Raw genomic sequence first — 15,007 nt, forward strand, 5'->3', positions numbered from 1 at the left:
GGGCCTGGCTTGATGATATGCATGCCGTGCATCTGCGACGGAAACGAAAAGAGAGCCGTCTGGTGCTGGCAGTGCAGCTCTTGCTGCTAGCCGTCTTCTTTGCCCTGTGGGAGGTGGCCGGAAGGCTTAGCTGGATTGATGTGCTTCTCTTCAGCTATCCCAGCAAAATTGCGCTCTATCTTTCTCAGCAGGCAGTGACCTTGGAGTGGTGGGGACATATCGGAGTAACTGTAGGCGAGACCGCGGTAGGATTTCTGCTGGGAACGCTGGCGGGGACACTGCTGGCAGTGCTGATCTGGTGGTCCCCTTTTCTGTCGAAGGTGCTGGACCCGTATATGGTCGTGTTTAACAGCATGCCCAAGGTCGCGCTGGGACCGATCTTTATTGTCATGTTTGGGGGCGGCTTTACAGCGATTGTCATGACGACGCTCTCGATTACGGTTATTGTTACCACACTGGTGGTCTATAACAGCTTTTCTGAGGTGGACCCCAATTATGTCAAGGTCGTCCGTACATTCGGAGGAAGCAAGGCCCAGAGGTTTAGGCGGGTCATTCTGCCCGCCTCATTCCCGGCCATAATCTCCACCTTGAAGGTCAATGTAGGGATGGCCTGGGTAGGCGTGATTGTGGGAGAATTTCTCGTTGCGAAATCAGGTCTTGGCTATTTGATTATGTACGGATTTCAGGTGTTTAACTTCACCATTGTGCTCTCCAGTCTGCTCGTAATTGCAGTGGCGGCCACAGGCATGTATCAGCTGGTCGTCTATATTGAAAAGCTGCTGCTTCGCTCCCGTTGAGTCCATGTCAGGTTGTCTCCCCTCCAAAAATGGGATACGATAAATCTGTAAGTTCATCGGGAATGACAGGAGACTGGATATGATGGGATTCCGCGTGATCAAAACAGCGATTGCGGCCTTGCTGGCCATTTTAATTACAGATGCATTAGAGATTCCGGGAGCAACCTCTGCCGGTCTGCTGGCGATACTGGGTGTGGATGTAACGCGCAAGCGCAGCCTGCACTCCGTATCGTCACGTTTTTTTGCGTCACTGCTCGGTCTTGTGTTTGCATCAGTGCTGTTTCAGCTGCTGGGCTATCATTACTGGGTACTGGCATTATACATACTGATTGCGTTCCCGGCCATTTCCAAAGCGCATTTAAAGGAAGGCATTGTCACGAGCTCTGTGGTCGTATTCCGCGTATTCAGCGGGCAGGAGCTGGACATTCACATTTTTTGGACCGAGGTGCAGCTGCTTATGATCGGGCTGGGCTCGGCGATGGTCGTGAACATGATCTACATGCCCAAGGGTGAGGGGCAGCTGGGTCAAATCAGGCGGCAGGTGGACGGGCTATTCTCGCAGATTTTCACCCAGATTTCCCGCACGCTGCGGGAGCCGTCTCATCTGTGGGATGGCAAGGAAATGATTCAGGCTGGTAAAATGGTCGAGCGCGGCATTGCAGAGAGCAACCGCAATCTGGAGAACCAGATGCTGCACCCGGATCTGGCGTGGAACGTTTACTTCTATATGCGGAAGGAGCAGCTGGACCATATTGCCGCCATGATGCATCTGGTGTCCCAGATCTATGAGAAGCTGCCCACAGGCATATTCGCCGCCGAGCTGTTCGATCAGATCAGCCAGGATGTGATCGCAGAGGAATACACAGGCAAAACCGAGAAGCTGCTGACAGAGGTCCAAGCCAGATTCCGGGAAATGGAGCTGCCGAAGACCCGGGAGGAGTTCGAGGTCAGGTCGGCGATTTTGCAGCTGAGCAAAGAGCTGGAGGATTTTCTGAAAATTTCAAAGCGAAGCAAGGCGCCGACCAGTAAGGTCGCTAAACAAGCTTAGCATCACTATTTTTAGCATAAAGACAATTTATTTGGACCACTTCATTCAACATTCGCCCATGTCGTGCATACACTTGTAGGGAATGATTGTATGGAGGAGGTTCGAAGATGTCATTAAGCAGTAAACACCAATGTAGAGAAATTATCACCAAGGCGATCTGCGGCAAAGGGCGCAAATTCTCTACCGTAACACATACCGTGACTCCGCCCAATAATCCGACCAGTATTTTAGGGGCCTGGATTATACAGCATCAGTATGAGGCGGTGGCCGCCGGAGACGGAATCGAGGTTGTAGGTACTTATGATTTGAACATCTGGTATTCCTATGACAAAAATTCGCAGACCGATGTGGCCAAAGAAACGGTGTCGTATGTAGAGCGCGTGCCTCTCTCTTATCTGGATCCCAAGCACCGTTCCTCCACCGTAGAGGTATCGGCGGAAGCAACCCAGGAACCAAGCTGTGTGGAGGCCAGTGTATCTTCCAACGGGAAAAGCGTAATTCTGAGAGTGGAGAGAGAGTACTCCGTTGAGCTGGTCGCCGAAACCAAGGTGCTGGTGCTGGTGGGTCAAGCAAGTGATCTGGAGGACAAAGAGTTTGAATTTGCCGGGGGAGACAGCGGCGACAGCGATTATGAGGATCTGGAGTTTGACGATCTGGAGGATGAGCTGTAAACCAACCCTGCTGATTCCCATGTTACAAGATAGTCTATGCAGTAGGGGGCGGCTTTGCAGAGGGCAAACGCCCTCTTTTGTTGAAAGCTCCGAGTGCCGGGGCTTTTTTTGTTGGCGTGGAAAGGGTGGTGGATCATGAAGCTGGATGAGGTCGAATGGAAAGGGAGTTCCGGGAATGTGGAGCAGCCGCTCCAAATGAGTCTTGAAGACATTCATCATCGACTGGAGCGTTCCGGCATTCCAAGCCGGATTGGAGGTCCGCTGGAGGGAGATGCCTTGAGCATGCCGTCCAGGTATGCTGCCAGCTACCTGGTGACCGTTTATAGCCTGGAAGACGCAGAGGTCTGCAAGCTGATGGCTTCGAACGCCGGTTATTTGCAGACTTCAATGCAAGGTATGGAGCATTCCGGATCAAGTGATGGCCTCCACGCCCGGCTGTGCCGAGCCGCTATACGGACTCTGTACGTCTTGGGGCTGGAGCGCGGGGAGGTCACAATATCTTTGCTGCCGGGGCGACGTTACGTTGTGGAGCACATCGCCCGGCGGTCTCATTCCGATAATGGTAAGCCGAGGCAAGACAGCAGCCTGAAGCCTCAAGGCCCCGGCGCCCCCGTCTTGTTGGGCATGGACCCGGAATTTATCCTGGTGGACCGGGAGGGGAGGGTGGCTGATGCCTCTCAATTTCTGGACCGGTATGGCCGGGCGGGCTGTGATGCAGTTCGGATTGGCGAGACCGTGACCTATCCGCTGGCGGAGCTTCGTCCTGAGCCTAAAGCGGAGCCGGAAAGCCTGCTGCTGGAGATGAGAAGGGTGTTCCGCGACGCATGGAGCTTGATCACGGACCGGACGCTGGAGTGGAGAGCGGGCGCCATGCCGGCAGACGGCTATCCGCTGGGCGGGCATCTGCATTTCAGCGGTATTCCTCTCTCGCTTGAGGTGCTGCAGTGCCTGGACAACTACCTTTCGCTGCCTTTGGCCGCGCTTGAGGATCCGCGGGGACGCTCCCGCCGTCCGAGATATGGAAGCCTCGGCGATTTCCGTCACCAGAGCCATGGCGGCTTTGAATACCGGACACCCCCCAGCTTTCTCGTGTCTCCTCTGATTACGCGCGGGGTGCTCCACATGGCATATCTGATTGCCCACCATTATAGTGAGCTGAATCTTCGGCCGCTCTCCTATAACGAAGTGCACCGGGCTTATTACGAAGGTGACCGCAGCGTTCTATCTGCATGGGCTGTGCGGCTTCATCAGGATTATGGGAAGCTGAAGGCTTATGAGGCTCACCGGCAATGCATCGACCGATTGTTTCAGCAGATTTATTCCGGGAAAACCTGGAATGAATCGAGGGATATTCGCAGACTTTGGAATCTTCCGGTACTCCCGTGACCTTAACTCGATTTTTGGTATAATAGAGTTCAAGCTGAACACGGCATGGAGGTAAATATGGCAAAATACACGCCGATGATTGAACAATACTTAGGCATTAAAGAACAGGCGCGGGATGCGTTTCTTTTTTTCCGTTTAGGAGATTTTTACGAGATGTTCTTTGACGATGCCATTCTGGCATCCAAAGAGCTGGAGATTACATTAACCGGCCGCGAAGGCGGGGGCGGCGACAAGATTCCGATGTGCGGCGTTCCCTTCCACTCGGCCGAGGGCTATATCGTACGTCTGATTGAAAAAGGCTACAAGGTCGCCATCTGCGAGCAAATGGAGGACGCTTCGGTGACCAAGGGGATGGTGCGGCGGGAAATTGTCCGCGTCGTGACGCCGGGCACCATTATGGAAGGGAAGACGGTCGCCGAGAAGGCGAATAACTACATGGTCTGTATCACGTCTCAGGATGCATTAATGGCAATTGCGGCCTGTGACCTATCCACCGGGGAGCTCTATGTGACCTCCATGCCGGCTTCGGAAGAGTGGCTGCGGGACGAAATCGGAATCTATGAGCCTTCTGAAATTATTGGTGATGAGTCGCTGCTCAGCGCCGTGGCTTCAAGTGCGCTTCCTTCCGGCCGGCCCGTGCTCTATACGTCCTGGGAACGGAGACAGGATGATCTGGTCTCGGCACAGTTCGGGGACTCCACATGGGCCCGGCTGGATCAGGAACGGCAGAAATGCGTGTCGCTGCTCATCTCATACCTGAATGAGACGCAGAAACGAAGCATGGGACAGTTAACCCGGATATCCTCATATGAGCCCGGTCAATTTATGGTTCTGGATCCGTTCACGCGGAGAAACCTGGAGCTGGTTGAAACGGTTCGGGAGCGCTCCAAGAAGGGCTCGCTCCTGTGGCTGCTGGACCGGACGGAGACCTCCATGGGAGCGCGTCTGCTTCGCCGTTGGATCGATAAGCCGCTGCGCTCTCGCAGCCGTATTGAAGAACGTCTGGAGGCTGTAGAGCGGCTGTATCAGCAATATATTGTCCGGGAGGATCTGCGGGCCGCCCTGAAGGAAATTTATGACCTGGAGCGGCTGGTCGGCAGAATTGCCTTTGGCAGCGCCAATGGCAGGGATATGAACGCCCTGAAGCTGTCTTTGCAGCAGATTCCCGCATTGAAAGAGCTCTGTCAGGATTCAGGCTCGGAGACATTGCAGCGGCTCGCCCAAAGCATGGATATCTGCGGTGATTTATGCGCCCTGATCGGGGACGCCATTGCGGATGATCCTCCGGTGTCTCTGCGTGATGGCGGCATGATCAAGCCAGGCTATCATGAGCGGCTGGACGAGCTGCGCGAGGCAAGCCGGAACGGCAAGCAGTGGATCGCCGAGCTGGAAGCCAGAGAACGTGCGGCGACAGGCATCAAGTCGCTTAAGATCGGCTTCAATAAAGTGTTCGGGTACTATATCGAAGTGACCAAATCCAATCTGTCTGCGCTGCCTGAGGGGCGGTATGAACGGAAGCAGACGCTTGCGAACGCGGAGCGTTACGTGACTCCGGAGCTGAAGGAGAAGGAAGGCCTTATTCTGGAAGCCCAGGACAAGATGGTGGATCTGGAGTATGCCTTGTTTACAGAGCTGCGTGAAGCGGTCAATGCCGAGATTGCCCGTCTGCAGAAGCTCGCAGAGCAGGTCGCAGAGATGGACGTATACCAATCTCTTGCTGCAGTCAGCGCAGATCAGCGTTATGTCAAGCCGGAGCTGAGCGATGGCTATGATATGAACATTGAGGCCGGCCGGCATCCGGTCGTCGAAGCGGTTATGAAGGATTCTGCCTTTATTTCAAATGGAACCAGCCTCCAGAAGGACGGCTCGTCCATACTGCTGATTACCGGACCGAATATGGCTGGAAAAAGCACCTATATGCGCCAGGTGGCGCTGTTCTCCATCATGGCTCAAATTGGCTGCTTTGTACCTGCAGAGCGGGCTGTGCTGCCGCTGGTGGATCGTATCTTTACGCGGATTGGGGCGGCAGATGACCTGATTGGCGGTCAAAGCACATTTATGGTGGAAATGGCAGATATACAGGTCATGACAGAGAAAGCGACACCGAACAGCCTGATTATCATCGATGAGCTGGGACGAGGCACGTCAACGAGTGAGGGTATGGCGATTGCCCAGGCCGTGATTGAGTATGTACATGATGTCATACGCTGTAAAGCTTTAGTCTCCACGCATTTTCATGAGCTTGCCCATTTGGCGGACAGCCTGGACGGTCTCGTCAATTATTCAATGGCCGTGCAGGAGAGCGGGGATCAGGTTCATTTTCTGAGAAAGCTGGTTTCAGGTGCGGCAGACAGCAGTTATGGAATCTACTGTGCCAGATTGGCTGGGCTGCCCGGCAGCATCATTGACCGTGCCTACGGGCTGCTGCAGGATCTGGAGAAGGCCTCTCTGCATGCTGTAGCAGGAGAAGCGGCTGCTTCCCTGGAGACAGCATGGAAGCGGGATCAAACCAAAGAAAGCCGGGATGTATTCCAGCTCTCGATGTTCGGTGAGGAAGAAGAGGCTTCTACCCGAGCGATGGCCGCAGGCAAGCCTGAGACCGCCGTGAAGGCGTCGATCCCGGACCCTATGAAGGAGCAGATTCTGGAGGATATAAGGTCAGCCGATATTATGAACATGACCCCGCTGCAGGCCATGCAGCTCTTGAACGAGCTGAGAACGAAAGCGAAGCAATTACTATAATGTAAATCAGCAACAACGATGGAGGTAGAAACGATGGCCAAAATACACATATTGGACGAGCATATCGCAAACCAGATCGCTGCCGGTGAAGTCGTGGAGCGGCCGGCCTCCGTCGTCAAGGAGCTGGTTGAGAACGCGATGGACGCCGGGAGCACCGTGATTGAGGTGTCCGTGGAAGAAGGCGGCCTGCACAGCATTCGCGTCACCGACAACGGCTCCGGCATTGAGCCTGACGATTGCGAAACCGCCTTTTACCGCCATGCTACCAGTAAGATTTCTCAGGGTAGAGATCTGTTTCAGATTACGAGTCTCGGCTTTCGCGGAGAGGCTCTGCCGTCCATTGCAGCTGTATCCAAGGTGACATTGACGACATCGAGCAATACGGACGGACGGGGACGAAGGATTGTTATTGAAGGCGGGCAGCTGAAGGTGAACGAGGATACGGCGGCGCCGCGTGGCACAGATTTCATCGTGAAGGAATTGTTTTACAATACGCCGGCAAGGCTGAAATATATGAAAACGATCCAGACCGAGCTGGGCCATATCTCGGATTATATGTACCGCCTCGCCCTGTCTCGGGCCGATATTGCGTTTACGGTGCGTCATAACGGCAATGTACTGCTTCAGACGATGGGCGGTGGAGATACGCGCAATGTCATTGCAGCGATCTACGGGACGGGTACAGCGAAAGCGATGCTGCCCATTGAAGCGGAGGACATGGATTACCGCATTAGCGGCTTTATCAGCCGGCCGGACTGGACAAGAGCGAACCGCAATGCAATGTCCTTTATTGTGAATGGACGGTATATCCGCAGTTACGCCCTGACACAGGCTGTTCTGCGAGGGTATCATACGATGCTCCCGATCAACCGCTACCCGCTTATGGTCATGAAGCTGGACATGCATCCATCTCTGGTGGATGTCAATGTTCACCCTTCCAAGCTGGAGGTGCGGTTCAGCAAGGAGGCAGAACTGACAGCTCTGATTCAGGAGACTGTGCAAAAGGTGCTGATGCAGGAGGTGCTGATCCCGCGTCCGGCCAAGCAACATATCGGTAAAGAGGGAACGGCTTATATCCAGGAGCAGCTGTCGTTTCCAAGACAAGGCATGGGTGATCCGCAAGCTGCTGCTCCCCATCACGCAGCCAAGCCTTTTGAACCTGCTGAGGACAGGTCAGTGAAAGAGGCTCCGGCGACCCCATCGAAGCTGCCGGAGGCCACACGGCAGGAGGCGGGGCCCCATGCTCCCGAGCTTCGCGAGGCCGCCGCAGCTTCTTATGACGTACAGAAGCCGGCTTCACGAAGCAGCTCTGGCATGCCGGCTTCAAGTGGACAGAATTTCAAGCCTGGAGGGCAAAGAGAGTCGTCGTTATCGCCAGCGGCGAGACAAGTGTCCAAGGACTGGCTGCAGACTGGGGGCGGTGCGGCACCGGAAATCCCGGCTTTTCCCGAGCTGTCTTTGATCGGGCAGCATCACGGAACGTACTTGATTGCCCAAAACGACACCGGATTGTACCTTATTGATCAGCATGCTGCCCATGAGCGCATTAATTATGAGGATTACTTCGAGAAATTCGGCAGGCCGGCAGACGCTTCACAAGAGCTGCTGCTGCCGATTACCTTGGAATTTACGCCTTCTGACGCCTTGAAGCTGAAGGAACGCCTGCACTGGTTTGAGCAGGTAGGTGTCTATCTGGAGCATTTCGGCGGTCAGACGTTTCTCGTCCGTTCCCATCCCTACTGGTTTCCCAAGGGGGAGGAACGAGATCTTATCATCGAAATGGCGGAGTGGGTGCTGCAGGAGCGCAATATTGATCTCTCCAAGCTGCGGGAGGCTTCGTCGATTATGGCCTCCTGCAAGGCTTCGATTAAGGCGAACCAGAAGCTGACAGAGGTCGAGTCCGTGAAGCTGCTGGACCGTCTTGCGGCCTGCAAACAGCCGTATACGTGTCCGCATGGACGGCCGATCGTCATTTCTTTTTCAACCTATGATCTGGAAAAATTGTTCAAACGAGTGATGTAACGAAGCAGGAGGATACGATGATTATTACAACAGGTGAGGCTGAAGCGGCACATTTAGTAAGCCGGGCTCAGTATATTGCAGCAGAAACGGGATGCAGGTACGTGCCCCGCAGCGGACGTTCCTTGGCCCGTCTCGCAGCCAGTAGTGGCGATGAGGATATATTGATACTTCTGGAAGGGCATGTGCGGCTTGGGGGACCCGGGAAGGAAACGCTGGAATTCCATCCCAGCATGGGATTTGTCCGTCTCAAACGCGTCATGCGGGGGGAGACGGACCTTATGCTTCAGGCAGCGCGGATGGAGGAAGGAGATTCTGTTCTGGACTGCACCGCGGGTCTTGGAACGGATGCCCTCGTGTTTTCGTTTAAAGCAGGGCTTTCCGGGCATGTAACGGCTCTTGAAAGCTCTCATCCATTATATGTGCTGCTGAAGGAAGGCCTGAAGACCTATACCAGTCATTTGGCACGGAGTGATGAAGCGATGCGGCGCATTGAGGTCAAGCATAGCGGACATCTGGAATATTTGCAGAGCCTTCCGGACAAGAGCGTGGATATTGTGTATTTTGACCCCATGTTTCGGGATCCATTGACAGATTCGGCTTCAATTAATCCGCTGCGGCATTATGCAAATGGAAGTGCACTGGATCAACTCAGTGTTCAGGAAGCGGTACGGGTGGCCCGTAAGAGTGTTGTGATGAAGGAAAAGCGGAATAGTCCTGAATTCGAACGTCTCGGGTTTGAGGCAATGGCGCGCGGCAATTCAAAAATAACGTACGGAGTGATTTACATTGACTAGTGCTGCGAGACCCAAATTGCTGGTGCTGATCGGCCCGACAGCTGTCGGAAAAACGAAGCTGAGCATTGAGCTTGCGAAAGCCTTGAACGCCGAGATCATCTCCGGCGATTCCATGCAGGTGTACCGGGGCATGGATATCGGGACGGCCAAAATTACGGCAGAAGAGATGGAGGGCATCCCGCACCATCTCATTGATATTCACGAACCGGATTATCCCTATTCCGTAGCGGAATTTCAAGAGGAGAGTGTCAGGCTCATCCGTGAGATCAGCGCCCGGGGAAAGCTGCCGTTTATAGTGGGCGGCACGGGGCTGTATATCGAGTCGGTGTGTTACAATTACCAGTTCAGTGAGACAGGCTCTGACGAAGCATTCCGGCAGGAGAAATTTCAATTTGCCAAGCAGCATGGCGAAGCGGCCCTGCATCAGCAGCTGGTCGAGGCAGACCCTCTGAGCGCGGAGAGGCTGCATCCCAATGATGTCCGCCGCGTGGTGCGGGCTCTCGAAATTGTTCATCTGACCGGGGTTCCTATGTCCGCTTCGCTGCAGCAGCAAAAGAAAGAATCTCCCTATGAGCTCTGTTTGATCGGTTTGACAATGGACCGCCAAATGCTATATAACCGTATTGAGGAACGAATCGATATCATGCTGCGCCAAGGGCTTGTTGAAGAGGTAGCGGCATTGATGGACCGAGGCTTTGAACCCGGAATGGTGGCCATGCAAGGGCTGGGTTATAAGGAAATGGTGTCGTACTTACGCCATGAGCTGACGTGGGAGGAAGCTGTCACCCTCCTGAAGCGGGATACCCGCCGATTTGCCAAACGCCAGCTGTCCTGGTTCCGCCATATGAAGGATATCCAGTGGGTCGATGTGGGAGAAGCCGGAAATTTTATTGAAAGCTATGAAAAAATCCATGCTATAATAGCAGGAAAGCTTCACATTCATATGGAATAACATGATAACAATCTAATTGAACCATTGGGGGTACGGCTAAATGAACAAGTCCATCAACATCCAAGACACGTTCTTGAATCAGCTTCGCAAAGAGAACATTCCCGCTACCGTTTACTTAACGAACGGCTTCCAAATCCGCGGAACCATCAAGGCTTTTGACAACTTTACGATTGTGATCGACAGCGACGGCCGTCAGCAAATGGTGTATAAGCATGCGATTTCAACCTTTATGCCGCAGCGCAATGTTTCTCTGATGCAGGAGCAGCAGGGAGAGCAATAAGATTGGTTTCATGTTTAAGCTGAAACTTTTTGGTGTATATTTCGTTTAGTTGTATAAGAAGTGTGGAGGACAACCTGAGAAGGTTGTTCTTTTCTTTCCGAAGAAGACTTCACATTTCCACAGTACCAGGGAGTCAGGAGGGGGCCGCATATGGCTGGCAAGGATAATAACGGAATTTCAAGGGTAAACAAAAATAACAATGCCCGAAAAACAACGAAGCCCGCAGGCAAATCCAAGAGCAAGGGGAAAAAAGTCGGGTGGATCTTATTTTTCACCGGCGTTTTTGCCGTGTTCTGTGCGCTGGCGGGATACCTGTTTATCATGGTCAGCGGCGAGAGGCTGCTGGAGGAGAACAAAGACAAATTAACGGCATACGGCACATCAAAGGTTTATGATCGTAACGGGCAGCTTATGGGTGAGCTCTCCATTCAAAAGAGTGATCCGGTCGACATTGATCAGATCCCGGAGCTGCTGCAGCAGGCATTTATCGCCACCGAGGACAAACGCTTTTATGATCACAGCGGCGTGGATATTTGGTCGATCGGGCGCGCTGCCGTGAAGGATATTATGGCAAGAGCGATGGTTGAAGGGGGAAGCACCATTACCCAGCAGCTGGCCAAAAATATTTTCCTTACCCGGGATAAGACTTTCTTCCGAAAGGCCACAGAGGTTTCCATTGCGCTGGCGCTGGAGCGTCAGCACACGAAGGACGAAATTATGGAAATGTACCTGAACCGGATCAACTTTGGCGGCCCTTATTATGGAATTAAGGCTGCGTCGCAGCATTATTTCGGCAAGAGTGACTTGAATAAGCTGGAGCTCTGGGAAATGGCGACACTCGCTGCAATGCCCAAGGGACCTTCCAAATACAATCCGATTCGAAATCCGGAGCTCAGTATGGAACGTCGAGCAGTCGTGCTGACGCTGATGGAGCAGCAGGGCTATATCAGCGCGGCGGATGCCGAGAAAGCCAAAAAGGTTGAGTATACCTACGAGCCGCCTGCGACACAGCAGAAATATACCGCGTTCATTGACTATGTCATCGAGGAAGCCGAGGAGAAATACGGCCTGACCGAGGATGACCTGAATGTTGGCGGCTACTCTATTTATACCACGATGGATGCGTCTGCTCAGCAGGCGGTAGAAGATGAGTTCAATAATGACAGCAACTTTGAAAAAGGTGTCGGTGAAGACATTGTGCAGGGCTCTATGGTGATTATGAACCAGCATAATGGCAGCATCGTAGCCATTGGCGGGGGGCGGAATTATCAGCGCGCCAGCTTCAACCGGGCTTTTGACAGTAAGGTGCGGCAGCCAGGATCTTCACTGAAGCCGGTAGCTGTGTACGCTCCCGCACTGGAGAGTGATCCCGAACTGTCAAAAGACACTAGGATTACGAATGAAAAGCAGTGCTTCGGGGAGTATTGCCCGAACAACCTGAATGGATACTCCAAAAGTGTCAGCATGGCAGAAGCAATTCAGCGTTCTGAGAACATCCCGGCTGTTTGGATGCTGAACAAGATCGGGGTCAAGACCGGCTTTCAATTTGCTCAGAAGCTGGGCATCAGTGTGAAAGAAAGTGATCAGAATCTGTCTCTGGCTCTGGGAGCGACGGGCACCAATACCTTTGAAATGGCACGCGCCTTCACGGCCTTTGCCAATGGCGGTGAGCTGAAAGAGGCCTATGCCATTAAGCAGATTAAGAACAGCAATGGCAAAGTGGTTCATGAGAATAAGGGGATGACATCAGAGCGTGTTATGTCACCGGAGACGGCATCGGAGATCACAGATATGATGCAGCTGGTGGTGAATGAAGGGACTGGCCGAAACGCGAGAATCAGCCGCCCTGTTGCCGGCAAGACGGGCACGACGCAGAGCGGGATAACCGGGGTCAGCGGAATCCGGGATGTATGGTTTGTGGGATATACCCCGGAGCTGACTGCAGCAGTCTGGATGGGGTACGATGAACCCAGCGCTGAACGTATGCTGAAGCAGAGCAGCCCGATGGCTGCGGCACTGTGGGGCAAGATTATGGACAAGGCCGTTCAGAACTATGATCCGCAAAGCTTCCCGGTTCTGGATCAGCCCCAGGCGCCCGTTGAGCCGGAGCAGCCGGAGTTGTCCGCAGTCCGGAATGTATCCGGTTATTACAATGAAGAGGGGAATGCAGTTAACCTGACATGGAGTGCTTCCGAGGTTAGCGGAGCAGAGTACCGTGTTTACCGGAAGGAAGCGTCAGAAACAGATTATACCCGGATTATGAATGAGCTGGCTGGCACGTCTACCGATGATATCAGCGTGCTTGCAGGTCTGACCTACAGCTATTATGTCACCGCATATGATCCGGAAAGCGATCAGGAAAGTGAGCCTTCGAATACTGTTGAGGTGGTCATTACCGGTCCGGCACCACCAGAGGAAGAGCCGGAAACGGAACGTAATGATGAGAACGAGCAGGAAGAGGAAGATCGCGAGGAGAATGGGCAGGAAGAAGACAATGCGGAAGAGAATGAGGAGCCTGGCAACGGGGAAGGAAATTCTCGCAACGGGAGCGGTTCGGGTCAAGGAAATGGCTCAGAGCAGCCGAGTCCGGGTCAGAACGGTACCTCGAACAGACCAGGCGGTGAGAGTGGAGAAGGCGAAGGCGCTGGCGAAGAAGATGAAGGGGAGGACGATTCGGGAGAAACAGCACCCAGCGGTGACACCGGCAGCACGCCTGTCCCAGGCGGCACTGAAGGCCGCAGCAGTACAGGCACCGGCAGAAACGGCACGGGCACGGGTACTACAGGTGAAAGCGGAGGCAGCGGTGGGAACACATCTGTCCCTGGCACCACAACGCCTCAAAGCAGTCCATCTCCAGGCAATAATACGGCACAGCCTCAGCCTTAGCACAGTCCTGTCAGGCAGCAGGCACCTTATATTACCGCATTCAAGCATCTGCTACAGCAGCTAAGCAGGCGCGGCTGAGATTCACTCTCGGCTGCGCCTGCTTTGTTTATTTTGAGTGTATTTAACAAATGTGGTAAGCTGAATTTACGATATGGGGAGGAAAATTCCATGAAACGTAAATTCGGAGACCGGGCGAATTGGCGGCGCATTACGAGGCGGCATTTCACTTCCCGGTATGTGGAAGGAGAGCAGTTCACGGGATATCTCACCTTATACACCATCTACGGTTTGAAAGAGCCTTTGTGGAAGACGTATGGAAGGCATACATACCGTATTGCGGATCGAGGCTATTCGTGGCTGCAGTATTACCCGAAGGACAGCCATTTTATTGTCACGGCGATGTTTGATGAGAAGCGGAGAATTGTACAGTGGTACATCGATATCTGCAAGAAGCAGGGGGTTACGGACCAGGGTGTGCCGTGGTTTGATGATTTGTACCTTGACGTCGTCGTGAACAAGGATGGGGAAGTCTTTTTGCTGGACGAGGATGAACTGGAGGATGCGCTTCGGCGAAGCGACATTACCCGCGATGATTACAGGCAGGCCAAGGTAACGGCCCGCGAAGTGCTGAGAGCGATTGATGCGCATGAGTTTCCTTACTTTATGATGTCGCTGGATCATCGAGACCGGCTGTTTCATAATGGGGAGTTTCGCAGGAAACGCTAACAGGTGAGAAGGAGAGGATGAAGTAAATATGAGGGAGTCGAAGGCTGTACAGCCCTCGTCTGCTCGTCCTCGGCATCTAAGACATCACATGAAGATTTGGACGCGCTTAGGTCTGGTTGTGATCCTGTTGGGAGTGATATGGTGCGGTTACGTTTACACAAGAATTGGCCAAGCCGAATCTACACTGGATGACACTGTGGAGGTTGGAATTATTCTGGGAGCCTCGATGTGGGGAGAGAAGCCGAGTCCGGGACTGAAGGAGCGACTTGATTATGCCCGAATGCTGTATGATCAGGGGTATTTTGAGAAGTTTATCGTGACGGGTGGATTGGATGCGCCAGAATATCCTTACACAGAGGCAGAAGGCATGCGCAACGATTTAGTAAGTCAGGGGATCCCTGAGGAGAACATCCACCTGGAGAATGAAGCGACCAGCACGTACGAGAACTTGCTCTTTAGCCGCGCAATCATGGAAGAGCAGGGCTGGGAGCAGGCTGTTATTATCACTCATGATTACCATGGTGCCCGAGCTATGGAAATCGCTGAGGTTCTGGATTACAGAAACCCCAAGCTTGCAGTCACAACCTCGGACGTGCTGCCGCTGACTCAGCAAAAGGGCCGCGAAATTCTAGCGTTCAGCAAATGGAGACTAGACCGGATGCTGCTTGCTATGGGATGGAAGGAATAAGTCTTCTAATAACCG

The 15,007-nt window shown here is 53.4% G+C and carries 12 protein-coding genes; all 12 read left to right on the top strand.

Annotated elements, in window-relative coordinates; all coding sequences use genetic code 11:
* Positions 1-17 precede the first annotated feature (17 nt).
* The 12 genes from ACH6EH_RS01195 (at position 18) to ACH6EH_RS01250 (ending at position 14,992) form a co-directional block, all read left to right on the top strand.
* A complete protein-coding gene (locus ACH6EH_RS01195) occupies positions 18-797 on the top strand; it encodes an ABC transporter permease (RefSeq protein ID WP_243895863.1) in 780 nt (259 codons plus the stop codon).
* Positions 798-879: 82 nt separating this feature from the next.
* Positions 880-1,845, top strand: a complete 966-nt coding sequence (locus ACH6EH_RS01200) for an aromatic acid exporter family protein (protein ID WP_397330943.1) — start codon at positions 880-882, stop codon at positions 1,843-1,845.
* Between the two features lie 107 nt (positions 1,846-1,952).
* Positions 1,953-2,516, top strand: a complete 564-nt coding sequence (locus tag ACH6EH_RS01205; RefSeq protein ID WP_138225667.1) for an outer spore coat protein CotE — start codon at positions 1,953-1,955, stop codon at positions 2,514-2,516.
* A 135-nt stretch (positions 2,517-2,651) separates the two neighbouring features.
* Positions 2,652-3,902, top strand: a complete 1,251-nt coding sequence (locus ACH6EH_RS01210) for a putative amidoligase domain-containing protein (RefSeq protein ID WP_397330770.1) — start codon at positions 2,652-2,654, stop codon at positions 3,900-3,902.
* A 57-nt stretch (positions 3,903-3,959) separates the two neighbouring features.
* The gene (mutS, locus tag ACH6EH_RS01215) at positions 3,960-6,644 is read left to right on the top strand and encodes a DNA mismatch repair protein MutS (RefSeq protein ID WP_397330771.1); all 2,685 of its coding nucleotides are present in this window, start codon (positions 3,960-3,962) and stop codon (positions 6,642-6,644) included.
* 33 nt (positions 6,645-6,677) lie between these two features.
* Positions 6,678-8,666 (top strand): DNA mismatch repair endonuclease MutL, encoded by a 1,989-nt coding sequence (gene mutL, locus ACH6EH_RS01220; RefSeq protein WP_397330772.1) that lies wholly within the window; start codon positions 6,678-6,680, stop codon positions 8,664-8,666.
* Positions 8,667-8,683: 17 nt separating this feature from the next.
* Positions 8,684-9,460 (top strand): class I SAM-dependent methyltransferase, encoded by a 777-nt coding sequence (locus ACH6EH_RS01225; protein ID WP_397330773.1) that lies wholly within the window; start codon positions 8,684-8,686, stop codon positions 9,458-9,460.
* The gene (gene miaA, locus ACH6EH_RS01230) at positions 9,453-10,412 is read left to right on the top strand and encodes a tRNA (adenosine(37)-N6)-dimethylallyltransferase MiaA (protein ID WP_397330774.1); all 960 of its coding nucleotides are present in this window, start codon (positions 9,453-9,455) and stop codon (positions 10,410-10,412) included. Before ACH6EH_RS01225 ends, miaA begins: the two co-directional genes overlap by 8 nt.
* Positions 10,413-10,452: 40 nt before the next feature.
* A complete protein-coding gene (hfq, locus tag ACH6EH_RS01235) occupies positions 10,453-10,692 on the top strand; it encodes an RNA chaperone Hfq (RefSeq protein WP_138225673.1) in 240 nt (79 codons plus the stop codon).
* 150 nt (positions 10,693-10,842) lie between these two features.
* Positions 10,843-13,578, top strand: a complete 2,736-nt coding sequence (locus tag ACH6EH_RS01240) for a transglycosylase domain-containing protein (protein ID WP_397330775.1) — start codon at positions 10,843-10,845, stop codon at positions 13,576-13,578.
* Positions 13,579-13,746: 168 nt separating this feature from the next.
* A complete protein-coding gene (locus ACH6EH_RS01245) occupies positions 13,747-14,304 on the top strand; it encodes a ribonuclease FAU-1 family protein (protein WP_138225675.1) in 558 nt (185 codons plus the stop codon).
* An 88-nt stretch (positions 14,305-14,392) separates the two neighbouring features.
* Entirely contained in the window at positions 14,393-14,992 is a 600-nt protein-coding gene (locus ACH6EH_RS01250; protein WP_397330776.1) for a YdcF family protein, read from the top strand.
* The last annotated feature ends 15 nt before the right edge of the window (positions 14,993-15,007 follow it).

Source organism: Paenibacillus sp. JSM ZJ436, from assembly GCF_044383795.1.
GTDB lineage: Bacteria > Bacillota > Bacilli > Paenibacillales > Paenibacillaceae > Paenibacillus_AQ > Paenibacillus_AQ algicola.